A 23,319-nucleotide genomic window follows, 5' to 3' on the forward strand; every position below is an offset into this window, starting at 1 on the left:
CATGGAACTCTTTGAAGCGATTCGAACCACCCGGGCGATGCGTCGCTTGGATCCGGAACGTCCGGTGTCCGACGACGATGTCCGCACGATCTTGGAAGCGGCCCTCAAGGGCCCGACCGGAGGCAATCAGCAGCCGATCAGGTGGTTGGTCATCCGCGATGCCGACACCAAGAAGGCGATGCAGGAGATCTACCAACGTTGCTGGAACCGCGGCCGCAAACCCTATGTCGCCGAACCTGGGAAGATCGCGCCCGCGGTGCTGAGCTCAGCCGATCATCTTGCGGAGAACCTGCACCTCAGCCCGGTGCTGATCCTGGCCTGCGCCGACACCGGCTCTTCCGGACGTCGGCATGACGCATCGGTCTACCCGTCGGTGCAGAACTTGTTGCTCGCTGCGCGGGCGCTGGGACTTGGTACGACGCTCACGACTGCGCATCTGTTCGAGGAAGAGCTCGTCAAGGAACTGCTCGCAATTCCCGAAGAGGTCACGACCTATGCGCTGATCCCGGTGGGGTATCCGCTCGGCAAATGGGGCGAGGCCAAGCGTCGTCCGCTCGATGAGGTGAGCTATCACGACCGCTGGGGTCAGGCGGGTCCCGCAGGTGACTGACGACAAGGTGATCGACGGGCTCACGATCGACGGATTGTTGCGCCGTGCCGCCCGCTTGTGGCCGGAGCGGACGGCTTATGTCCATGACGATCTTCGACTGACCTGGGCGGAGTTGGCCGTCGAGGCCGATCGCCACGCCCGGGCACTGATGGCCTGGGGCCTGCAGCCCGGTGATCGGGTGTCGGTGTGGATGGGCAACACCCTCGACTGGATCCTCGTCGAACTGGGCATCATCCGGGCCGGTGGGGTGGTCGTGCCGGTCAACACGGGTTTCACGGTTTCTGAAGCCGCGTTTGTCGTGGGCCAGTCGGATTCGGTCATGCTGATCACGACCGGCAGCCTCCGGGGTCGCGATCTCGCGGCCGAGTCGGTAGCGGTGGCCACGCACGACGGCGTTGCAGTGCGCTCGGTGGTGACGACCGGCCCGGCTGTTCCAGGTGCCATGGGACTCGACGAACTCCTGGCCCATGCTGACGAGGTGAGCCGCGAGGAAGCCGATGATCGTTCTTCGGGGATCGCTGCGGACGACATCGTGCTCACGCTCTACACCTCGGGCACGACGGGCTTCCCCAAGGGCGTCATGCATTCGCACCGGATCATCGGCAACATGACCGATGCGGCCGATCGCATCCAGCTGACGCCGGACGACCGCGCCGTGATGTACCTCCCGCTGTTCCACATCTTCGCGCTCGCCGCGACGGTGACCTTCATGTCGCGTGGCGCGACGATGATCCTCCTCGAGGTTTTCGAGGGCGGCGCATCGCTGGATCTGATGGAGCGCGAGCAAGTCACGCTGGTCTACGGTGTGGCACCGCACTACCTGGATCAGATCAGGCACCCGTCGTACGATCAGCGCGATCTGTCGTCGATCCGGTTGTGCCTGTCACCGGGGACGGCTGACCTCGTGCGGCTGGTCTCCGAGCGCATGGGTCCGGCGGTCAACGTCTACGGCATGACTGAGACCACGTCGATGACGTCGCTCGGATCGATCGACGAGCCGCTTGAACTGCGCGCTGCCAGTGTGGGGCGTCCCCTTCCACGATCGAGGATCCGCGTGGTCGACGAGCGCGGAGTCGATGTGGCTCCCGGTGTGGTGGGGCACCTGTTGGTCAAAGGTCCGCCCGTCATGCAGGGCTATTACAAACTTCCCGAAGTCACCGGCGAAGCGATTGTCGACGGCTGGTTCCGCACGGGCGACGCCTTGACGATCGACGAGGCCGGCTATCTGCGGTTCGCGGGTCGCATCACCGAGATGTTCAAGGTGGGCGGCGAGAACGTCGATCCGATCGAGGTCGAAGAGACGTTGATGCGGCATCCTGCCGTGGCCTTCGCTTCGGTGCAGGGCATACCCGACGAGCGTCTCGGAGAGGTCGGTCTGGCTCACGTGACCCTGATCGACGGGGAAGGGCTCAAGGGCGATGAACTGCGTCAATTCGCCCGCGAACGTCTCGCTGCGTTCAAGGTTCCTCGCCATGTCGAAGTCGTCGATCAGATGCCGATGACGGCAAGCGGGAAGGTCCGCAAGTTCTTGTTGCGCGAAGCCTTTCTGGCTGATCGCCCCTGACACGCCGCCGCTGATCCGGGTGGCTGTGATGGGGCGCACATTCCGGATCTCATTTTTTAATCTATATTAGATTCAACAACCGAGGAGCATCCATGAGTCCTGAACCCATGCCATACGAGGAGCAGGAGCTGCGCGCTGCGCTCGCGGTCGCCAATCTGCCCACGCTGTTGATGGTCATGTTCCAGCTCAGCGGCGACCGCCGCTGGTTGAACGCCCCTTACCGCCCTGTCCGCACCAAAGGCATGAGCGACAACGACACGGGTGGATTCGAGCAGGAAGTCCAGGACGAGATCCGGTCGTCCGCATTCGACATCCTCACGGCGTGGGGCCGCGGTGAGCCGATGGCGCTGCCCATGCCTGATGACGAACTGCTGGTCGAGATGATCACGACGTGTATGGGCGAGCAGGTCCCGGAGGAGTTCGGCCCGATGTTCGCCGAAGATATGCGGGCGGTGACGCAGGGCGGTCGCACAAGGGACCAGGTCGAGGGCGCGGAGGACTTTTCGGTCCTCATCGTGGGCGCCGGGATCTCCGGCCTGTCAGCGGCGGTGGAGCTCAAGGCAGCAGGAATTCGCGCCACGATCTTCGAGAAGAACCCCGACGTCGGCGGCACCTGGTTCGAGAACCGTTACCCGGGATGTGGCGTTGACACCCCGAGCCACGTCTACAGCTTCTCCTATCAGTCACGGCGCTGGTCGACGTACTACGGCAAGCGCGACGAGGTGCTTGAGTATGTCCGCGATGTCGCCCGTACGACGGGTGTCATCGAGCAGGTGCAGTTCGAGACCGAAGTTGCCTCAGCGGTCTACGACGAGATGGCGCAACGCTGGAACGTCACGGTCCGGGCCGCGGACGGCACGCTCACCGAGCACGTTGCGAACGTCGTCATCACGGCCGTCGGTCAGCTCAACCGTCCTGCAGTGCCGGTCATCGAGGGTTCAGACTCGTTCGGGGGGTCGCAGTTTCACTCGGCCCAGTGGCCCGAAGGCTTTGACGTCACGGGGCTGCGCGTCGGCGTCGTTGGTGCGGGAGCCAGCGCGATGCAGATCGTGCCGGCAGTCGCCGATCAGGTCGAGCATCTGACGGTTTTCCAGCGTTCGCCGCAGTGGATCGCACCGAGCTACAACTACTCGACACCTGTCCCGGAGCACGTGCACTGGTTGATGGAGAACGTGCCCAACTATCACCTCTGGTATCGGCTGCGCTTGTCGTGGCTCATCAACGACCGCCTGCACCCTTCGCTTGAAATCGACAAGGACTGGGAGCACCCGGAGCGGTCGATCAATGCGGTCAACGATGCCCATCGCCGGGTGCTGACGGCGTACATCGCGAGCCAGCTCGAGGGCCGTGACGATCTGCTCGAACAGTCGCTGCCGACTTACCCGCCGTTTGGCAAACGCATGCTGGTCGACAATGGCTGGTACGAAGCGTTGCGCAAGCCTGGCGTCGACCTCGTGACCGACGCAGTTGCCTCGATCGATGAGAACGGTCTGACAACGTCTGCGGGTGATCATGTCGACCTCGACGTGATCGTCTACGCGACGGGCTTCGAGGCCAAGAAGATGCTGTATCCGCTCGACATCCAGGGGCGTGGCGGCGTGACGATCCGCGAGCGGTGGGGAGATGAGGATGCTCGTGCGTACCTGGGCCTCACGGCACCGGACTTCCCCAACTTGTTTGTGATGTACGGGCCGAACATCAATCTCGGGCACGGCGGCAGCTATATGTTCGCCGGTGAGTGCCAGGCCCGCTATGTCGCCGAGCTGTGCGTCCAGATGATCCAGCGAGGTGCTGGCTCGATCGAGGTCCGCCAGGATGTGCACGATGAGTACAACGACAGTGTCGATGCGGCGCACGCGCGTATGATCTGGAGCCACCGCGGGATGGACACGTGGTACCGCAATGCCAATGGCCGCATCGTCACGAACTCCCCATGGCGGGTCGTGGACTACTGGAAGATGACCCGGGAGGTCAATCCTGATGACTTCGTCTTCGAGCCCGCTGTCGGCCGGCGCGCACTTGTCGGAGCCGGCGGGTGACGTGGGCGGTTCGGCGGTGCCCCGCACGCTGACGGAGAAGTCGGCGAAGACGCAGGAGCGTATCCGAGCATCGGCGGCTCGAGTGCTCAGCGAGAAGGGCATTGCCACGGCCCGATTGGGTGACATCGCAGCAGAGGCCGGCGTGCAGGCGCCGGCCATCTACTACTACTACGCCTCGCGCGAGGAGTTGATCGAAGACGTCATCCGAGCTGGCCAGATCGGCACCGAGACACGAGTCACCGCTGCCGTTGAGGCGCTGGACCCCGACCTTCCTGCGATCGACAAGATCTGTGTTGCTGTCGAGGCTCATCTGCGTGCACTTCATCAGTTGTCGGACTACACGACCGCTGCAGTTCGCAACGTCGGGCAGATGTCGCCGGACATGCGCGAGAGCATGCGCGTCGATCAGCGTCGGTACGGCCGGGTATGGAAACGGCTCTTTGAGGAGGGGCGAGAACGAGGCGAGATACGTCCGGACCTCGACCTTCGTACGGCGCAGCTGCTCGTGATCGGAGCGCTCAACTGGACCCCTGAATGGTGGGCCGATAGTCCGGTTTCGCTGGAGACATTGGTCTCGACCGCCTGCGAGCTGACCCGCCGGGGCCTCTCCGCGAACCAATGACTCCCCCCGCCGGTATGTCGGTTTCCCAGGTGGCGGGGCGGATGTAACGCAGCCGTGTGCCGGGCGGATGCATCGACCTCGAAGGTCGCGAACCACTAGGATTCGCAGCGGAAAGGTCACTCCCTGATGCCAGCCCATTCCTCCCGAGAGCCGAGCGCCAGCGCGTTCGCGACGGTGCTCCGCTACCAGCGGGAGTCCGCAGGTCTGACGCAGGCCGAACTCGCCGCGCGTTCTGGAATCGGCGTGCGGACCGTGAGTAATCTGGAGCGCTCGATCAACGTATCGCCGTATCCGAGCACTGTGCGGCTGCTGGCCGATGCGCTTGACCTGACCGAGCACGCGCGCCGCGATCTCATCGCTGCGGCCGGACGACGTCGACTCGCAGACCATGACGGTTCGCCGGCTATCGGGGGTTACTTGGGGGCGAAGCCGCCCGCTCGACTTGTTGCCCGTGACAGGGAGTGCGGGGCGATCACGGCGGCCCTGAATGCTGCGGCTTCGGGGACGGCGGGGGTCGTGCTGCTTGCGGGCGAGCCCGGGGTTGGTAAGACCCGATTGGCTCAGGAGGCCACCCTCTTCGCTGAGGATCGCGGATTTCTGGTTGTAAGCGGACGTTGCTACGAGCAGCAGCGAGACACGCCGTTCGTCCCGTTGTTCGAGGCGTTCGGAGCGCTGCACGACGCCGCTCCGTCGTCGGTCCGCGAAAGCCTGGTCGAGCGTTGGCCCTCGCTGGTGACGCTCCTTCCCGATCAGTTTCCGTCAGCGGAGCCGCGGGTTTGGACGTCGCCTGATGCGGCGCAGCTCCTCCACCGGGCGGCCACCGGTCTCGTCCGGCAGCTCGCGGAACACCGGCCGGTTGCGATCCTCATCGACGATCTGCACTGGGCCGACGCCGCCACACTGGAGTTGTTGACGCACCTGGCGCGACACACCACGACCGATCGGCTGTTCCTGCTCGGGACGTACCGTGACGCCGAGGTCGGTCCGGCGCATCCTGTGCGGAAGCTTGCGCATTCGCTGCACCGAGAACGGTCCACCCAGGCGATCAGCGTCAGGCGCTTCGACCGAGACACGACTGCCCGCCTGATTACCCAGCGGCTCGACGAGTCCCAGGTGTCGGCCGAGCTGAGCGATCTCGTCCATCGCCACTCCGAGGGCAATCCCTTCTTCACGGTGGAGATACTGACAGCGCTGATCGAGCGGGGAGACCTCGCTCAGGTCAACGGTCGATGGGTCTGCCGTGAGCTGGTCGACGTCGAGGCGCCGGCGAGTGTGCGTGAGGCGATCGGCGAGCGGTTCTCCCACCTCTCCTCTGCAACGCGTGACGTCCTGGCGGCCGCCAGTGTGCTGGGTACAGTGTTCGATCCGCAGGATGTGTCGATCGTCGATGCCGAGGAAGACGCGTTGGAGGAGTCGCTCGACGAGGCGGTCGCGTCGGGACTGCTCACCGTCGAAGAAGGCCGGTACGCCTTTGACCACAGCTTGACTCAGCAAGCGCTCTACGCGGACCTCTCCCCGGTACGTCGCAGGCGTTTGCATCGATCGATCGGTGAGCGCCTCGAATTTCGACCGCCTGCCGCGCGCAGGCGCCGTTCGGCCGAGATCGCACGTCACCTGGAAGCCGGAGGACTGCCTGATCGGGCGATCCCCTTCGTGCTGCTGGCCGGAGATGTGGCGGCCGGGGTCTACTGGCAGTCAGAGGCGATGCGGCTCTACCGCCATGCAAAGGATCTGGCCGAGGAAGTCGGCGACGAGACGGCCGTCGCGGTGGCTCTTGAGCGGCTCGGACAGGTCGAGCTGATGATCGCCCGGTACGAGGAAGCGGTCGACCACTTGATCACGGCGGCCGATGGCTATCGACATATCGGCGATCGTCAGGCGAGGCTGCGCGTCGAAGGCCTGATCGCGGAAGCTCAACACCGACGAGGAGAGGGCGAGGCAGCAGCGGTCCGGCTCGATGAGGTCGTCGCGGAGCTGGAGGGCGTCGGAGCGGACGGGCAACTCTCTGGGGTCGCAGCGCTCAGCACGGGTTTGGCGCGGGTGCGGCTCTCGCTGGGACAGCATGAGCTCTGCCTAGACGCGACAGAACGCGCCGCGCGTCTGGCGCGGAAGGAGGGCTCCGTCCCCGTCGAGGCAGATGCTGATTCGGTCCGGGGCACTGCCTTGCTCTTCCTCGATCGGCCCGACGAGGCGGTCGACGTTCTCGAACGGGCTATCTCACTCGCCGCCAGTGTCGATGCCCTGACCATCGAGAGCGGGGCGACCCTGGCATTGCAGTGGTCGGTCACGATGCGCGGCGAGCTCGACCGCGCGCGAGCCCTGGGGGAGCGCGGACTGTCGATCACCCGCCGTACGGGCAACGCCGACGCTGAATCACTCCATGCCGCGAACCTCGGGCTGACACTCTTCTATAGTGGCGACTGGGAGCAGGCGCAGAGTCACCTCGAGCGCAGCGTCGAACTCGCCCGGTCGGGATCGCCCACCCTCTTCTCCGGAATACCGCCGGCCTACCTGGGTGTGCTGCGGGCCGGTCAGGGCGACGTGGTCGCTGCCGTCGCGTGCTACGACGACGCCGCGACGGCTCCTGATCTGCAGACCTTCGAGTTCGTCAGCTACCTCGAAGCGCGCCGCGCTCAACTCGAGCTGAACGACGCGAACCTGTCGGCAGCGCTGGCCCGACTGGAGCCGTGGCTGGGCGAGGAAGCACCGACCCGTATCCACGACGTGATGTTGCTGTCGACCGCGGCCGAGGCATGTCTGGCCCTCGGTGATGTCGACCGCGGTGAATATCTCGTGGACAGGGCATTGCGACGGGCGGCCGCGACGCGCAACCAGATCGACGGGATCGACGCCCAGCGGGTGAAGGCGCGCTGCCTCCTGCTGCGTGGACGTCGCCGCGAGGCTCGACAGCGTTTGGGCGAGGCGCTGTTGCGGGCCTCCGCGGTTCCGTACCCGGGTGCCCAGTCGCGGATCCAGCTCGCGCTCGACAAGGTCTGACCCACCGAGTACCCACCGACTCCGTTCATTCGCAGCACGGCCTGCCTCCGCAGCTTCATACTCGCGAACAACAGGCTGCTCGACCTGTGCGCCGTCGGGGCGAGTGGCGAGCCGATCAACGGGGGCTGCATCGTGAAGATCCGACCGAAGCTGCGATCCGCAGGAACCTGTCTGCTGGCCTCGGCCCTTGTGGTGACCCTGACCCAGGTCACGACCCAGTCTCCGGCCAGCGCCGATGATCCGGTCACGGTCATCACCTCGCCACCGGTCGACGTCGGCGGCGGCACCCAGCCACCGCCACTGACGGTCACCGTCGGCAATCCGGTCAATGGCAGCGCGTCGGTGGTCATCGACAACCCCGGCGGCACCGCGCCGACGCCGAAGCAGTGCTTCACGATCGAGGTGACGAAGGAGACGGTCTGCACGGGGCTCTCGCACGACACGGTCTACCCCAACGGGACATTCTTCTCGCCCGAGGACGTCAAGATCACGAACGCCCCGACAGCCCCGGGAGGTCTGCCCGGCGACAAGATGGACTGGATCATCGACGAGGCCTACACGGTCCTCGCTGACGTGCACGGCGTCCTCAACGACGACCTCATCAGGTCGTTCGCGCGTCCGGACGTTCGGGCCTACGTGGAGAAGCGGCTCAACGGCATCGTCAACAAGAAGCTGTACGGCAAGCCCATGACCGCCCAGGAGGAGTCGGCGTACGACGCCCTGGAGGAGTACTACAAGACCAACCAGGTCCAGGCCGCCAACGCGGCGCTCGCCGAGTACAACCTGTGGACCAAGAACCCGTGTCTCTACCGGGTGCCGGCCCCGCCAGCGGGCAGCGGTCTGCCGGAGGTGCCCAACCCCGTGATCGGCACCATCAAGTGCAGTGCCGCAGCCAAGGTGCAGGCGGCGTACACGATCACCAACGGGACCCCGCCGTCCGAGACGTTCGAGAAGTGGGCGTCGTACCGCCATCCGAAGGCGCTGGTCCTCCACGCGAACGATGCCAAGGTCCGTTACATGATCGGCAAGACCCGCGAAGCCGCTATCGCAGTCGGCGTCATGGGGGTGGCCGTGGTGGCAGGTATCGGCATCGGCATGGCTCTGGCGGTGTCGGCGACGGTGGTCTCGACAGCCTTGGCTGCCGTGGCTTATGCCGACGTGTCCGCCCTGGCCTTCGGCGCTACGGCCGCTGCGGCCGGCCCGTTGATCATCGTCGTCGCCGCCCTCATCGTCCTGGCGGTCGCGATCTGGCAGGTTACCGAAGACGCCAAGCCGGGCGAGGAGGTCACCGACCGGGCTGCGCAGGCTGCGGCCAACACCGACCCGCTCGGCGTGCGGGGGCGGATCGCCGATTACGCGGGCCTCGACATCGAGCACTCGGTGGACCCGGCGGGACAGGAACCCGCCATCGTCCACACGACTGCCTTCAAGGACGGGCTCGAGGCGCTGGTCGCCGAATGGATGATGTTCGACGAGGGAGGTGACCCGATCCTCGACCCGGTTGCCGGTTACACCGTGACCGAGTCCAAACCTGACGACCTGCACTTCGCGGACGACGGCACCTCGCTGCCGCGTGTCGATGTCAAGGCGCCGTCGGGCGCGCTGAACCGTGACGGCAAGGCGGTCTCCGACTACCGGGTGCTGTTCAGCAGGGGGTGGCTCATGGTCTCGGAGCGACGCAGCGACACCGGCGCCTGGAGCGCCTACCGACCGCAGCTCGCGCTCACCTACGTCGACCAGACCGGTGAGCTGGCCCAGATGTCGCTGATCCGCCACCAGGAAGGCGACGACCCCGCAGAGCTGCAGTTCTCCGTGACCCGGCCCAAGCTCCCAAGGGCCGACCAGGTCAAGTTCGTCGACGAGTGGACGTTCACCAAGACGGGCGGGGGCACCAGGACGGTCACGCTGTTGCCATTCGACCCAATCCTGCTGCCGGTCAACGTGCTGCCGAGCGTCCAGGGGATCTTGACTGCGGACAATGTGGTCCGCTTCGACGACAATCTCTCCACGCCTGGCCAGAGCCTCACGGGTACGCATTCGTGGACGCTCGAACGGCTCGATGACAAGGGGGCGGTAGTGGAGACGATCTCCCTGCCGGATGAGCAGGCCGTCTCGAAGCGGCTTCTGCACCCCGGTCGCTACCGGGCCACGGCAACGTTCACGACCACGACTCTTCCGTCGTTGACGAGGACCGGCACCGTGGAGTTCACGATGGACGAGCCGGCGCCGGAGGTGCTCAGTGCCGAGGTGCGCGACGACCGTGTCCTCGACGGTTCGTTGTTCCTCGACCTGCGAATGCTCCAGTCGACGCGGTCCGACACGTTCACGGTCGACGTGGACTGGGCTGACGATGCCCGCGGCAACAAGATCAGCAAGACGTACACGGTGCAGTGCGAGGACACGGAGAGCGCTATCGCGTCGTGCGACACGGGGCCGATGATCCTGCCTGACGACGCCCCGACCAACGGCAACTGGTCGGAGTCGCCGACGTTCCGTATCCCCGACGATCAGGACTTCCTGCCGGAGGTGACGGTCAAGATCACCAACAGCTACGGCCACGTGACGACCAAGACCTTCCCCATCGAGGGCGACCACCGGCCGAAGTACGCGAGCCAGACGCCGTCCGTCGTGATGCCGGCCGGGAAGTTCTCCCGCATCGACGTCGTGGAGGTCTTCCCGTCGCCGCTGCTCACGGAGAGTCAGAATCTGACGATCCTGCCGTACTACGACTCGATCGTCGAGCAGCTGCCCGAGGGCGTCCGGCCCGACCTCGAGAAGCGCGGCAGCCGCTGGTTCCTCCAGATCACCGGGACGCCTCAGGCCGATGCGATCGGTCCCTACATGTTCTACTTCCCGTTCGAGCAGGAGCCGCAAGGCAAGGCGCTCCGGCCGCCACCGGCGCTGGCCTCGGTCGAGATCAAGGCGGCCGCCGAGCCCGGCTACCGCAGCATCCTGCGTGGCACCCCGACGGAGTTCCTCAACCGGCAGTACCGCAACAAGTACCCCGACTACACAGTGCAGGTCGCTCAGGTGCTCGCCGACGGGCAGAGTGAGTTCGGGAAGTTCACCGGCAAGGTCAAGTGCAAGCTCACGACCGGGCCAAATGTGGTGTTCGACAAGGTCTGCGCGGCTGACAAGCCGTTCCCGTGGCCGGCGGAGCGCATCAGCGACACGATGGTGGCATCGACGTACCTGCAGTCATCGAACCAGCTGGTGTCGGACGACGGTGCCTACGAGGTCAACCTGTCGACCAAGTTCGTCGATCCGACGGTCAGGCAGGTTGCGGGAACGTCCAAGCTGGCCCGGTTCGCGATGGCGCTGCGCGATCTCAATGTCGTGCTGCCGCCGTTCAAGGCCAAGGGGTACACCGTGAAATGCTCGCGCGACCGCGGGGCGTACGCGTCCTGCTTCGACAACGGCGCGCTGTCGCTCCCGCGTGTTCCGGGGCGTCACACCCTCGACGTGCGGGTCACCGCTCCCGACGGTGCGAGCACCACGACCCGGCTGCCGTGGGTCGTGACCACGCCGAAGGCCTCTTTCAAGGTCAAGGTGACCGATAAGCGCAAGAAGCGCGGCGCGAAGATCTGGGTCACGGCGACCAGGCTGTTGCCGGGCGAGTCGTATGTCGTTCGGATCAACGGGCGCAAGGTCGTCTCGGGCAAGGCTTCGCTCGACGGGGGCGTTCGTAAGAAGGTGAGGATCCCGCGGGCCACGCATACCGGCAAGGTCAGTGTCACCGTACGGGGTGCGACGGCCAGCCGATCGGGGAAGGACATGCTGCGGGTGGTGCGGGAATAGTTCACGCCGTGATCTAGTTTAAACTTCAACAAGCTACTATTGGGACTTGGTTGAAGGAGACGAGATGACCGGCATGCAGTTCGGACTGTTCACGGTGGGCGACCTCACGACCGACCCCACGAACGGCACGACGCCGACCGAGCACGAGCGCATCAAGAACACGATCACGATCGCCAAGAAGGCCGAGGAGATCGGGCTCGACGTGTTCGCGACCGGCGAGCATCACAACCCGCCGTTCGTTCCGTCCTCGCCGACCACGACGTTGGCATATATCGCTGCGCAGACCGAGAAGCTCATCTTGTCGACGTCCACGACGCTGATCACGACCAACGATCCGGTCAAGATCGCCGAAGACTATGCGACGCTCCAGCACCTGTCGGACGGCCGTATGGACCTCATGCTCGGCCGCGGCAACACCGCGCCGGTCTACCCGTGGTTCGGCTACGACGGTTCCAAGGCAGTCGAGCTGACCGTCGAGCACTATCACCTGCTGCGCAAGCTCTGGGACGAGGACGTCGTCAATTGGGAGGGCAACTTCCGTTCGCCGTTGCAGGGATTCACCGCCACGCCGCGCCCGCTCGACGGTGTTGCCCCGTTCGTCTGGCACGGTTCGATCCGTACGCCCGAGGTCGCCGAGCTGGCCGCGTACTACGGCGACGGCTACTTCGCGAACAACATCTTCTGGCCCAAGGAGCACTACATCCGGCTGATCGACTTCTACCGCAAGCGCTACGCCCACTACGGGCACGGCGATCCGGAGCAGGCGATCGTCGGGCTCGGCGGACAGTTCTACATCCGCAAGAACAGCCAGGACGCGATCAACGAGTTCCGGCCCTACTTCGACAATGCCCCTGTGTACGGGCATGGCCCGTCCTTGGAGGACTTCTCGTCGCAGACGCCGCTGACGGTCGGCAGCCCGCAGCACTTCGTCGAGAAGACGCTCGCCTTCGCCGACTACTTCGGTGACTACCAGCGCCAGCTGTTCCTCGTGGATCACGCGGGCCTGCCGCTCAAGCTCGTGCTGGAACAGCTCGACGAGCTCGGGGAGGTGTTGCCGACGCTGCGTGCTGAGTTCGCAGCTCGGCGGCCCGCAAACGTCCCGGATGCTCCGACCCACGCTGCTCGCGTGGCCGCCGCTGTCGAAACCACGGAGGTGAACGCATGACGCGCATTGTCGCGATCTCGTCGGGCCTGAGCGATCCGTCGAGCACCCGGATGCTGACCGACCGGTTCGTCGCGTCGCTGCAGGAGCAGTCGGGTGACGTCTCGGTCGAGGTCGTGTCACTGCGTGAACTGGCGCATGACATCACCGACGCGATGCTGACCGGTTTCGCGGCGCCTCGACTGCAGGATGTCATCGACAAGGTCGTGGCCGCAGACGGGCTCGTCGTGGTCGTGCCGATCTTCAAGGCGTCGTATCCGGGACTGTTCAAGTCGTTCATCGACGTGCTCGACGCTGACGCGCTGATCGGCAAGCCGGTTCTGCTCGCGGCGACCGGTGGTACCGCGCGCCATTCGCTGGCGATCGACCACTCCCTGCGTCCGCTGTTCGCCTACTTGCAGGCGCTCGTGGTGCCGACGGGTGTCTTCGCGTCCTCGCACGACTGGGGCACCGAAGGGGCCAATGCGCTGAACGCGCGCATCGACCGGGCGTCGAGCGAGCTGATCAGCCTGCTCAAGGGCGCCGGGACCGGACGCGCGAAGGACGATGACTTCGATCTGTTCAGCGAGACGTTCCTCGCGGCGTCCAATCCGAACCCGGCTGGTTGAGGCGTGATAGCTGAGTCGTCGAGCCTGATGGTCGATCCCAGAACGACGTCATAACTGCCGTTCTGGGATCGACGGAGCATTACCTCTTGCGCACCTTGCCGACCAGATGTGTCCTGCTCGCCGTGATGTAACCCGACTTGCTGACCGTGACCCGCACGCGGATCTTCTTGCCGACCATCTTCTTGGTCAGTCGCAGCGAGCGCGCCTTGCCGACGTACTTGCCCGCGGCGGTCCACCGGTAGATCACCTTCGCTCCCGTGACGGTGCTGCTGCCCGACCGGGTCTTCGCCGTGGCGACCAACGTGCGTCCGACTTTGCGCGTCCCCTTGACCTTGGTCGTCACCGTCATCGCCTTGGGATGGCTGAGTTCGGGGGTCGTCTTCGGCGCCTTGCGCAGGTGGGTGGCCTGCTCGTAGTCGTAGGCGTACGACAGCAAGTCGGCCTCTGACCACAGTGCGCCGATGAGCTGGACGCTGACGGGCAGGCCGGCTGCGGTCTGGCCGACGGGCACCGCGATGGCCGGCACGCCGAGGCCTGATGCGTATCCGGCGTTGGTCGACGACTCGGAGTAGCCAGCGGGGTCTGCCGTGACATCGCTCGCGGCGAGGGTGTCATTGGGCAGGGCGACAGCGTCGGCGTCGTAGCCGTTGAGCAGGTCTTTCCAGGCGGCGCGCGCCGACGCTTCGCGAGCCTGCTGGGTGTCGAGCGTCTGCTGAGTGACGTCGACGGTCGACAGCAGCCAGCTGGCATCGGGCGCGATCTGGTCGGTGTAGCGGCCGTCCGCGACGTAGTCGGCCGTCGTGAGCTCGTCGATCGGCTCGGCCTTGGCGGCCAGACCCTTGGGCCAGACGGCATCGTTGCCGGCGAAGAACTCGTCGAGGTAGTGACCGAAGCCGACCCAGCCACGTCCGCTGATGGACGTGATCTGCTCTGGGGTCAATTCGACCTCTTCGACCGTTGCGCCCTGTTCTTCCATCTCGGCCAGGGCCGCGGCCTGGATGCCGGCCACCTCGGCTCGCTCCTCGGGCCGGTTGGTGTTGGTGCCGCCGTGGAAGCGCGCATTCGTGAAGGTGAGGATCTTCTTGCCCTGCAGGGACTTGGTGCTGAGCTCGTCGACGTACGACTCGGGCACCTTGCCGATGGTCTTCTTGGTGTACGGGTCGCTCGGGTCGTAGCCCGCGATCGCGTCGAGGATGATCGCGGCGTCCTCGACCGACTTGGTCATGGGGCCGACCGTGTCGAGCGGCGAGATCTGCGCGGTCACGCCGGTCAGGCTGACGAGGCCGTGGGTCGGGCGTACGCCGACGAGTCCCTGATTGCCGCTGGGGTTGCGGATCGAGCCGTACGTGTCGGTGCCGAGACCTGCGGTCGCATAGCTCGCAGCGACGGCCGATGCCGTGCCACCGCTGGAACCGCTCGATGTCTTGGCGCGGTTGTACGGATTACGCACCTCGCCGCCGAGCCCGCTCTTGGCGTCACTTCCGCTCCAGGCGAACTCCGACAGGTTGGTCTTGGCGATGATGATGGCACCGGCCGCGCGCAGCTTCTTGACGACGGTGGAGTCGTTCTTGGGCTTGTAGGTCGCGAATGCGATGGCGCCGTTGGTCGTCGGCATCCCCAACAGATCGATGTTGTCCTTCACGACGATCGGGACGCCGTGCAGTGGTCCGCGTACCTTGCCGGCGGCTCGCTCCTTGTCAAGTGCGATGGCATCGGCTGCTGCCGCGGAGTTCGAGGCGATGACGGCATGCAGGCCCGGTGTCGTGGTCGTGTCGCCGTCGTAGGCGGCGATGCGGGCCAGGTACTCCTTGACCAGCGCGGCCGAGGTGGTCTTGCCACTCGACAGCAGCTTGGTCGTCTGCGCGATCGTCAGCTCGACGACGTCTGGGCGAACTGCCGTCGCCGCGGTTGCGGGCGCGGTCGAGGCCGCGATGACGGTGCTACCGATGAGGGCGGCCGTCGCAATGGATGCGACCGCCCGTCGACCGGATCGTCCTGGACTTCCTGGGGTACTGATGTGCACGAGCGCTCCCTGTCTCACCAATGTCGATGTTGCCTGAGACAGAAGTTAGGTCACTGTTGTGACCTGGGGATTTCGTGTGTATCCGTGATGTTTCCTGGAGGCGGGAAGTATTGGAATTCCGGTCATTCTTCGATGATGAGATCAGCTTCCTCGCGCCGTGCGATAACCCTGACGGCATTGGGTTCGTCGACCTGGTCGACCCACTCTTGGGCCTCATCGCGCGACTTGCCGAACTTGACGTGCCGATCGACCAACCGGGCCCGGCGACGGTTGTCGTCGAGGTCGCTGAACCACACCTCGTCCAGCTCGGTCCTGACCTGCGACCAGGGCTCTTCGGCGTCGAGGAGGTAGTTGCCCTCCGTGACGATGACCTTCACTCCTGGATCGACCGCGATGGCCGCTGCGATCGGCTGTTCGAGATCGCGCTCGAAGCCCGGAGCGTAGACCGGATGGCCGAGCTCCTGACGCAGTCGTCGCAGCAACGAAAGATATCCATGCGCGTCGAATGTCTGAGGCGCACCCTTGACGTCGAGCAGTCCGCGTTGTCTCAGGACCTCGTCAGAAAGGTGGAATCCGTCCATGGGGACACGGACCGCTGGGAGTCCGGCGTTGGTCAGACGGGTCGCCAGCTTCCTGGCGAGGGTGGTCTTGCCCGAGCCCGGTGCCCCGCAGATGCCAAGCAGAATGCGCCCCTCACGTGGGAGTGCGGACGCCCGGGCAACGAGTTCGTCGACCGACGGCATGATGACTCCTCGGAAAGTGGAATGGCTTGATCCACGGTATGACGATTGTGGTGCGATGGCCCGCGTCCCCCGACGGGGTAGGCCTCGTAACCGTCGGGTAAGGTTCTTCGCGGTGACGTGTCCGAGCGGCCGAAGGTGCAACACTCGAAATGTTGTGTAGGTTCACGCCTACCGTGGGTTCAAATCCCACCGTCACCGCACGACAGAGGCTCCGCTTCTCCCTGATATTGCAGGAAGAAGTGGAGCCTCTATGCGATATGTTGTGCTCGCTAAACACAATGTGCCCGCATCTGTGTAGTGTCGGAGAGGTTCGGGCTGCCATGCGGGGGATCCCACGGCCACAGCGACGTTGTTGAGTGGGTACGGCGATGCTAGTCGCGATGGATGCTCAGTCCGCCTTCACTGGATGCGAGCTCAGGCCGCAACACGAAATCGCTGTCGTAGTCGCTGATGGGTCGGAAACTGATGGGATCGGTCGTGGTGAGGGACAGCACCCGTTCGGTCAGCGCCATCGAAGCCGCCTGCGCTTCGTCGGTCAGCCCGTACGCGTAGCCCTGGACGAAGACCTGCTCGAACCAACCCCTCAGGATGGCTGGCATGCCGAACCACCACATGGGGAACTGGATGACGATGGCGTCAGCCCAGTCGACCTTGTCCTGCTCGGCGCGGATGTCGTTGCTCAGGACGCCGCGCTGGACTGCCTCCTTGGCAGCGGTAGCGACGTGAAGCCGCTCGGCCGGGTCGTGTGCGTAGTCGGCCGCGGAGACGTGACGGCCGTCATTGCGTCGCCGTGCTGGTCCGGCCAGGGGTCCTGCCGTTCGAGCTGAGCATCGTCCACCGGCTGTTCGGCCACGCGGTCAGCGATGCGGGCAGCAACCTGTACGAGGTCGTGACGTGCTCGCTTAGCCCGGGCGAGATCGCCACCGACGCCGACTTCACGATCGCTGTCCCGCACGGGCCCAGGGCGCTCGACGAGGCTGACAGCGTCGTGATCCCCGCATCCGCGCCGACTTCGGCACCTCGGTCGCCAACGAGGCGGCCCGCAGTACGCTGGTCCCGCCCCACCGGGACGGTGGGCAGTCGCAGTACTTGACCCGTCCGGTGGCCGAGCCGCAAGGCTCGTCCACCAGCGCGTGGAACGAGCCTGTGCTCTGCTCGAGAAGACCGACCTCCCCATCGAGCGGATCGCCGCCGACTCCGGTTTCGGCACCGTCGAGTCGATGCAGTTGCACCTGCGCGCTGAGCTGGGCGTGTCGTCCGGCGCATACTGAACGACCTTCCGCGGTCGCGTCCAGGACATCCCCGGGCAGGTGAGCTGAGGCGGGGGAACATGAGTTCGCGGAATGCCTAGCATGCCGAATTCGTATGCCTGTGCAGGGCAGATCCGCTGCTACGTTCGGCGCGATCCTGGAACTCCAGGGCATTGACGAACAGGACTTGGCATGACGTTGATCGACGACTCCAGCGACACCCGCACCGGCGGAACCTCCTACGACTTGGTGATAGCCAACTGTCGTGTCTTCGACGGCCGCACGGAGCTGCCTGGCACCCACCACGTGGGCATCCAGGGACGCATGATCGCCGCCGTCTCCGACACGCCGCTGGAAGGCGCGACCGTGGTCGACGGGCACGGAGGCTGGCTGATGCCAGGACTGATCGACACGCACATGCACCTGTTCGACTTCGTGCGCATCACGGACGAGGAGTCGATGCGCGACTACCTCGACAACGAGGTGCCGGCGGTCCTGGAGCTGTTCCTGCAGCACGGCGTCACAGCCGTGAAGTCAGTGGGTGACCCCACGACCGAGATTCTCGGCGTGCGGGCGCAGATCGCGGCGGGATCGCTTCGCGGTCCGCGACTGCTGGTGACCGGCAGTTCGATCACGGGACGTGACGGGCACCCCATCTCGACCGTCTTTGGAGGCAATCGGTTCTATTCGGAGGCCGCGGTGGGAGAGGTCGACAGCCCCCAGTCCATGCGCGACCTGGTCCACGAGCTGGCGGATCGCAACGTCGACGCCATCAAGCTGGTCTCCGAGGGTGGGTGCTGCCGCCCCGGCTCGCCGTCCTACGTTTGGCAGAACCCGGTCTTCCCGGTCGAGGTCGAGCTCGTCCGCCTTCCGCAGGACGTCCTGGCAGCCGGTGTGGCCGCAGCCCACGAGCGCGGCCTGCGGGTGACGGTCCACACGGTGCAGCAGGAGGCGGCAAGGGAGGCCGTCGAGGCGGGGGCGGACGGTCTGGAGCACGGGATCACCCTCGATCCCATCACGGACGAGGAGCTGGTCGCGATGATCTGCGATCGCGGCGTCGTCTATACGCCGACGCTGTGGATCAAGGGCGAGATGCATCCCCTCTCGACGCCTAACACCAAGCTCGTCAGCGACGCCGGGGTGAGGATCGTGTGCGGCACCGACAGCTTCGCCGGGCGAGGGAAATTCGGCGAGAACACTCTTGAGGAGGCCGAGCTCATGGTCGGGGCGGGCCTGTCGGCGGAGCAGGTCCTCGTGGCCGCGACCAGCGAGGCCGCCGCGCACCTGGACCGTGGCGACATCGGGACGGTGGCGGTCGGTAAGACTGCGGACCTGATCCTGCTGGGCGCGAGCCCACTCGACGACATCAGCAACCTGCGCCAGCTCCGTATGACCGTGCTCAACGGCGACGTCGTGGTCGATCGCCGCTAGCCGAACCCGGTCGCGGGCGGCGGACTCAGCGCGACTCCGCCGCCCGCGAAAGCTCGAGCTCCACCAGCCGGCTTCTCGCCGAAGAGATGATGGCCCGGACCGCGGAGCTCCGGCCGCGTCCCGCTCGGGTCACAGCGACGATCTGGCGATGGATGGCCGGTTCGAAGGAGGTAGCCACGAGCGACCCGTCGACCAGGTCGTCCCTGACGTAGGCATAGGGCAGGGCCGAGCAGTACTCGCCTCGAAGCACGAGATTGCGCACCATGTGCAACGAGTCGATCTCGGTGACGTTGACCGGCTCGGGAGTGTCGGTGCCCCGCAGGCCGGTCCGCAGCAGGTCTCGGAACCCCGGCGTCAGGGCCAGGGGGACAGAGCCGAGATCCTGGGTGCCGATCGCATGACCTGGGGGGATCGCGAGTGTGTCAGGCGTGCCCACCAGCAGTACCTCGTCGAGCGCGAGGTCGGTGAACTCCAGACGAGGCAGGTCGTCGTGCGGCGCCCAGCGCGTGAAGATGCCGACGTCGAGTCGACCCATGTCGAGCCACTCGCTGAGGAACATGGGCAGGCCCTCCGTCAGCTGCACCTCCAGCTGGGGATGCTTCTCGGCGAAGGCTCCCGTCAGCTGCTGGGCGAGCTCGGGCATGAGCGAGGGCGAGACGCCGATCGACACGGTGCCGCGCAGGTCGGTCGCGGCCTCCAGCACAGACGAACGGATGTCGTTGATGTAGTTCAGGATGAAGTCGGACATCTCGCTCAGACGCTGTCCGGCGTCGGTGGGTACGACTCCTTCGGGCACGCGGGTCAGGAGCTGTACGCCGAGTTCGTGCTCCAGTGACTGGATCTGCTTGCTCAGTGCCGGCTGGCTGACATGCAGTCGTCGGGACGCGCGGCTGATACTGCCCTCGCGGACGATCGCGACGAAGTACTCGAACTGCCTGATTTCCATGTCATCAATCTGCTTGCAGGGTTGTCGTCGGGTCCGATCGAGCGTCCTGGGGACTGCTCGAGTGGATCGGCCTTGGACCGCGAGTGTAGTTGTCCGTGCTCCGTCATGGCGCTTGTTGGAGCGCTCGGCGCGTTCGGACTCGCCATTCATTCGGCTGATGTGGGACATGAGAATTCGGCATTGGCGTGACCCACGCCACGCTGTTACGTTTCAGGTCTGTGACGCCGCAGAGCCCGCCACTGGAAGCGTTTTGGCCTGCCGCGGCGGTCTGTGCCGAGCGAGAGGACCACCCCTTCATGCCCATCGAAACTGCCGACCCCGGCGCCGCCGAGCGTGCCTTCGAGGCGTTGCTCGACCGGCACTCCTCGACAACCACGGTCGACCCGGACCAGCGCATCTTGCTGCGCGGCGGAGCCGTCCTGACGATGGACCAGACAATCGGCGACTTCGGCGTCGGAGACGTCCTGATCGTCGGGGATCGCATTGCCGAGGTCGGTGTCTCGCTCCAGGCCGAGGGAGCGACGGTGATCGATGCGCGGGGTCGGATCGTGATGCCCGGGTTCTGCGACCCGCACATCCACTGCTGGGAAGGCACCCTAGGTCGCCTCATCCCGGAGAACATCCCGCAGACGACCGACGACCCCGTCGCCGGTGCTCCGACGTCGAGCCGTAGCTACATGCACGCGGCCCACCGGCTCCTGGGACCGGCTCACCGCCCCGAGGACATCTACGCGGGAACGCTGATCTCTCTCCTCACGGCGCTCGACGGGGGCATCACGACCGTTGTCGACAACATGCACAACGCCAGGTCTCCCGAGCACTCTGACGCGGCCGTCGAGGCCATGTTCGCCGCCGGCGGTCGTGGGGTCCACGCTGTGGGCCACCCACGCTCCGGGGACTGGTCGCAGCACCTCCCGCGGGGTGCCGCCCGATTGCGGGAGAAGTACTTCAGCAGCGACGACGACCTGTACACGATGCGTCTTTATGGCGTGGGACTCGATGACCTCACCGAGCTTCTCGCGGTTCGCAAGGAACTCGACGTCTGGGTCTCGTTCGACAGCGGTATGGAAGGCCAGGCAGTGGAGCAGCTGTACGCCGAGGGCTGGTTGGACGGTCGCGAGGCCATCAACCACGCCAACTTCCTGTCAGCCAGCCAGCGGCAGGCAATCATCGACCACGGCGCGCAGGTCAACGTCTGCCCGCGCATCGAGACGCAGTTCCGCTACGGGCAGATCCCGTACACCGAGTGGGTCGACCAGGGGTTGCGGCCCGGGATCAGCAACGACAACCCCATGACATTCGGCATCGACATGTTCAGCGAGATGCGGTCGCTGTACACGATGCAGCGGGTCGACGAGCACCGTGGCGGTCCGAAGTCGGCGTCGTTGCGCGAGATCCTGCAGTCCGCGACGCAGAAGGGAGCGGACAACTGCGGGCTCTCCGACGTCGTCGGCTCGCTCACCCCCGGCAAGAAGGCCGACATCGTGCTGCTCGATGCGGGCGACCTGCGGCTGTTCCCGCTCAACAACGTGGTCTCGTCCGTGGTGCAGGGCGCTGACATCGGCTCGGTCGACGGCGTGCTCGTCGACGGACGCATCCGCAAGTGGGACGGCCGACTCCTCGGCGTCGACGTCCAGCACGTGCGCGCCCTGGTCGAGGAGTCCCGGGACTTCCTGCTGAGCTCGGTCGGCTGGCCGCACGACCGTATCGACTTCGATGACTGAGCCGGCGGCCCATGCCTGTCGACGGCTGACCCACCCCATGACCTGTTCGAGGAGTAGTGCATGACCGATTTGACCATCGTCCTAAAGGACGCATGTTTCCTGGAAGGCTCACGCTGGCTTGACGGCCGCCTGTGGGTGAGTGACTGCTACACGCAGCGCGTCATCAGCGTAGAGGAGGACGGTTCCGACGCCCGGATCGAAGCGCACGTGCCGGGTCAGCCGTCGGGACTAGGCTCGCTCCCGGACGGTCGGCTGCTCGCGGTGTCGATGCGTGATCAGCAGATCGTCCGGCGCGAGGCCGACGGGACCGTGGTCACTCACGCGGACCTCCGGGGCATCGCGAACAGCCAGATCAACGACATGGCGGTCGATCCGCAGGGTCGGTGCTGGGTGGGCTGCTTCGGCTTCGACATCGCCGCCGGTGCGCCGATGGATGCCGCCGTGCTGGTCCGGGCCGATCCGGACGGTCACGCCGAGGTCGTGGCGACTGACGTGTGGTTCCCGAACGGCGCCGTGTGCGACGGGCGTACGCTCGTCGTCGCCGAGACGTTCGTCAACCGCATGACGGCGTTCGACGTGGAGCCCGACGGCTCGTTGAGCAACCGTCGCGAGTGGGCGAGGTTCGGCGACACCCCGACGTCCCTCGAGCTCGCCGAGGTCATCCCGGTGCTCGACGTGACACCGGACGGCTTGGCCGAGCCCGATGCCGAAGGAGCCATCTGGGTTGCCGACGCCTTCCACGGCCGCGCGTTGCGAATGCGCGAGGGAGGCGAGGTGCTCCAGGAGGTCGCGGTGCCCGAAGGTCAGATCTACGACGTGACCCTCGGCGGCGCCGACGGGCGCACACTGTTCCTCGCCACGTCCCTCAACGGGCCGGTGGAGGCCGAGCGCGACGACACCCGGCACTCGACGTTGTTCGCGACGCGGGTCGACGTGGCGCTGGCCCGATGAGACGCCTCGAGGGAAAGGTCGCCGTGATCACCGGCGGTGGGCGTGGCCAGGGGCGCGCGCACGCCGTGGCCATGGCCGCCGAGGGGGCCGACGTCGTCGTGTGCGACATCGACGCGCAGCACGAGCTCGTGCCGTATCCGATGAACGCACCGGATGATCTCGCTGAGACGGTCGCGGCCGTCGAGGCGGTCGGCGGACGGTGCATCGCCAGGGTCGCGGACGTCCGTGAGCTGGATGCGGTCCAGTCGGTCGTCGACGGCGCGATCTCCGACTTCGGTCAGGTCGACATCCTGGTCGCCAACGCCGGCGTCTTCGTCGGCAAGCCGATCGTCGACCAGACGGCCGGCGAGTTCGCTGTGGTCGTCGACACGATGCTCACCGGCACGTTCAACTCCATCAAGGCGGTTGCGCCGCACATGATCTCCCGGGGTTCCGGACGAGTCATCGCCACGGCGTCGGGCATGGGTCGGCACGGTGGGGCCAACATGGCGAGCTATGTGGCTGCCAAGTGGGGCGTCATCGGTCTGGTGAAGTCGGCCGCCAAGGAGCTGGGTCCGCACGGAATCACCGCGAACATCCTCAACCCGGGCCTGGTCGACACCGGCATCATCCGCAACGACCACCTGCGCCGGCTCTTCAACCCCGAGCTGGAGAACCCGACCGACGCCGACGTCGACCAGAAGATCCTCGCGTTCGGGCTGCATCACATGCCCATCGCAGCGCTTCCGGTCGAGGACGTCGCGGCGGCGGCAGTCTTCCTGGCGTCGGACGAGGCTCGGTACGTGTCAGGGGGAACGCTGGACGTCGGCGCCGGATACGCGGCAAACCACACGTGACAACCGACCTCACTT

General features: G+C 65.9%; 18 protein-coding genes and 1 tRNA gene. 15 read left to right on the top strand and 4 right to left on the bottom strand.

Annotated features, from left to right (window positions below):
- Nucleotide 1: 1 nt before the first annotated feature.
- The 8 genes from ACXJKC_RS15685 (at nucleotide 2) to ACXJKC_RS15720 (ending at nucleotide 13,400) form a co-directional block, all read left to right on the top strand.
- Complete coding sequence (locus ACXJKC_RS15685) at nucleotides 2-610, top strand: nitroreductase family protein (protein ID WP_456697678.1); 609 nt, start codon at nucleotides 2-4, stop codon at nucleotides 608-610.
- On the top strand, nucleotides 603-2,174 hold the full coding sequence (locus ACXJKC_RS15690; protein WP_456697679.1) for a class I adenylate-forming enzyme family protein: 1,572 nt from the start codon (nucleotides 603-605) through the stop codon (nucleotides 2,172-2,174). Before ACXJKC_RS15685 ends, ACXJKC_RS15690 begins: the two co-directional genes overlap by 8 nt.
- Nucleotides 2,175-2,266: 92 nt before the next feature.
- Entirely contained in the window at nucleotides 2,267-4,213 is a 1,947-nt protein-coding gene (locus ACXJKC_RS15695; protein ID WP_456697680.1) for a flavin-containing monooxygenase, read from the top strand.
- Complete coding sequence (locus tag ACXJKC_RS15700; RefSeq protein WP_456697681.1) at nucleotides 4,155-4,835, top strand: TetR/AcrR family transcriptional regulator; 681 nt, start codon at nucleotides 4,155-4,157, stop codon at nucleotides 4,833-4,835. The genes ACXJKC_RS15695 and ACXJKC_RS15700 overlap by 59 nt, the downstream gene beginning before the upstream one ends.
- A gap of 126 nt (nucleotides 4,836-4,961) precedes the next feature.
- Entirely contained in the window at nucleotides 4,962-7,832 is a 2,871-nt protein-coding gene (locus tag ACXJKC_RS15705) for an ATP-binding protein (protein ID WP_456697682.1), read from the top strand.
- Between the two features lie 132 nt (nucleotides 7,833-7,964).
- Entirely contained in the window at nucleotides 7,965-11,630 is a 3,666-nt protein-coding gene (locus tag ACXJKC_RS15710) for a hypothetical protein (RefSeq protein WP_456697683.1), read from the top strand.
- Nucleotides 11,631-11,703: 73 nt separating this feature from the next.
- Complete coding sequence (locus ACXJKC_RS15715) at nucleotides 11,704-12,795, top strand: LLM class flavin-dependent oxidoreductase (protein WP_456697938.1); 1,092 nt, start codon at nucleotides 11,704-11,706, stop codon at nucleotides 12,793-12,795.
- Nucleotides 12,792-13,400, top strand: coding sequence for a CE1759 family FMN reductase (locus ACXJKC_RS15720; protein ID WP_456697684.1), 609 nt, complete (start codon nucleotides 12,792-12,794; stop codon nucleotides 13,398-13,400). Before ACXJKC_RS15715 ends, ACXJKC_RS15720 begins: the two co-directional genes overlap by 4 nt.
- Before the next feature lie 79 nt (nucleotides 13,401-13,479).
- Here ACXJKC_RS15720 and ACXJKC_RS15725 read toward each other — a convergent pair whose 3' ends face one another.
- Nucleotides 13,480-15,423: an amidase gene (locus ACXJKC_RS15725; protein ID WP_456697685.1), complete on the bottom strand. Its 1,944-nt coding sequence runs from the start codon at nucleotides 15,421-15,423 to the stop codon at nucleotides 13,480-13,482.
- Nucleotides 15,424-15,545: 122 nt separating this feature from the next.
- A complete protein-coding gene (locus ACXJKC_RS15730) occupies nucleotides 15,546-16,166 on the bottom strand; it encodes a nucleoside/nucleotide kinase family protein (RefSeq protein WP_456697686.1) in 621 nt (206 codons plus the stop codon).
- A 111-nt stretch (nucleotides 16,167-16,277) separates the two neighbouring features.
- Here ACXJKC_RS15730 and ACXJKC_RS15735 point away from each other — a divergent pair.
- Nucleotides 16,278-16,364: transfer RNA gene (locus ACXJKC_RS15735), tRNA-Ser, on the top strand.
- A gap of 173 nt (nucleotides 16,365-16,537) precedes the next feature.
- On the opposite strand, the gene ACXJKC_RS15740 is transcribed toward ACXJKC_RS15735, so the two are convergent.
- Nucleotides 16,538-16,972 carry an NAD(P)H-dependent oxidoreductase gene (locus tag ACXJKC_RS15740; RefSeq protein WP_456697939.1) on the bottom strand — a complete coding sequence of 145 codons (435 nt, stop codon included), beginning with the start codon at nucleotides 16,970-16,972 and terminating at the stop codon, nucleotides 16,538-16,540.
- Here ACXJKC_RS15740 and ACXJKC_RS15745 point away from each other — a divergent pair.
- From ACXJKC_RS15745 to ACXJKC_RS15755, 3 genes are all read left to right on the top strand, one after another.
- Entirely contained in the window at nucleotides 16,957-17,259 is a 303-nt protein-coding gene (locus tag ACXJKC_RS15745) for a hypothetical protein (RefSeq protein WP_456697687.1), read from the top strand. The genes ACXJKC_RS15740 and ACXJKC_RS15745 overlap by 16 nt on opposite strands.
- Before the next feature lie 40 nt (nucleotides 17,260-17,299).
- A complete protein-coding gene (locus ACXJKC_RS15750) occupies nucleotides 17,300-17,437 on the top strand; it encodes a hypothetical protein (RefSeq protein ID WP_456697688.1) in 138 nt (45 codons plus the stop codon).
- A 171-nt stretch (nucleotides 17,438-17,608) separates the two neighbouring features.
- Nucleotides 17,609-18,847, top strand: a complete 1,239-nt coding sequence (locus ACXJKC_RS15755; protein WP_456697689.1) for an amidohydrolase family protein — start codon at nucleotides 17,609-17,611, stop codon at nucleotides 18,845-18,847.
- A 25-nt stretch (nucleotides 18,848-18,872) separates the two neighbouring features.
- Here the strand turns inward: ACXJKC_RS15755 and ACXJKC_RS15760 are convergent, their stop codons facing one another.
- Complete coding sequence (locus ACXJKC_RS15760; protein WP_456697690.1) at nucleotides 18,873-19,793, bottom strand: LysR family transcriptional regulator; 921 nt, start codon at nucleotides 19,791-19,793, stop codon at nucleotides 18,873-18,875.
- A gap of 296 nt (nucleotides 19,794-20,089) precedes the next feature.
- On the opposite strand from ACXJKC_RS15760, the gene ACXJKC_RS15765 reads away from it, so the two are divergent.
- The 3 genes from ACXJKC_RS15765 to ACXJKC_RS15775 are packed head-to-tail and all read left to right on the top strand — an operon-like array spanning nucleotide 20,090 to nucleotide 23,304.
- A complete protein-coding gene (locus tag ACXJKC_RS15765) occupies nucleotides 20,090-21,517 on the top strand; it encodes an amidohydrolase family protein (RefSeq protein WP_456697691.1) in 1,428 nt (475 codons plus the stop codon).
- A 60-nt stretch (nucleotides 21,518-21,577) separates the two neighbouring features.
- The gene (locus tag ACXJKC_RS15770; RefSeq protein WP_456697692.1) at nucleotides 21,578-22,468 is read left to right on the top strand and encodes an SMP-30/gluconolactonase/LRE family protein; all 891 of its coding nucleotides are present in this window, start codon (nucleotides 21,578-21,580) and stop codon (nucleotides 22,466-22,468) included.
- Nucleotides 22,465-23,304: a mycofactocin-coupled SDR family oxidoreductase gene (locus ACXJKC_RS15775; RefSeq protein WP_456697693.1), complete on the top strand. Its 840-nt coding sequence runs from the start codon at nucleotides 22,465-22,467 to the stop codon at nucleotides 23,302-23,304. Before ACXJKC_RS15770 ends, ACXJKC_RS15775 begins: the two co-directional genes overlap by 4 nt.
- The last annotated feature ends 15 nt before the right edge of the window (nucleotides 23,305-23,319 follow it).

The organism is Aeromicrobium sp. P5_D10 (assembly GCF_054049535.1).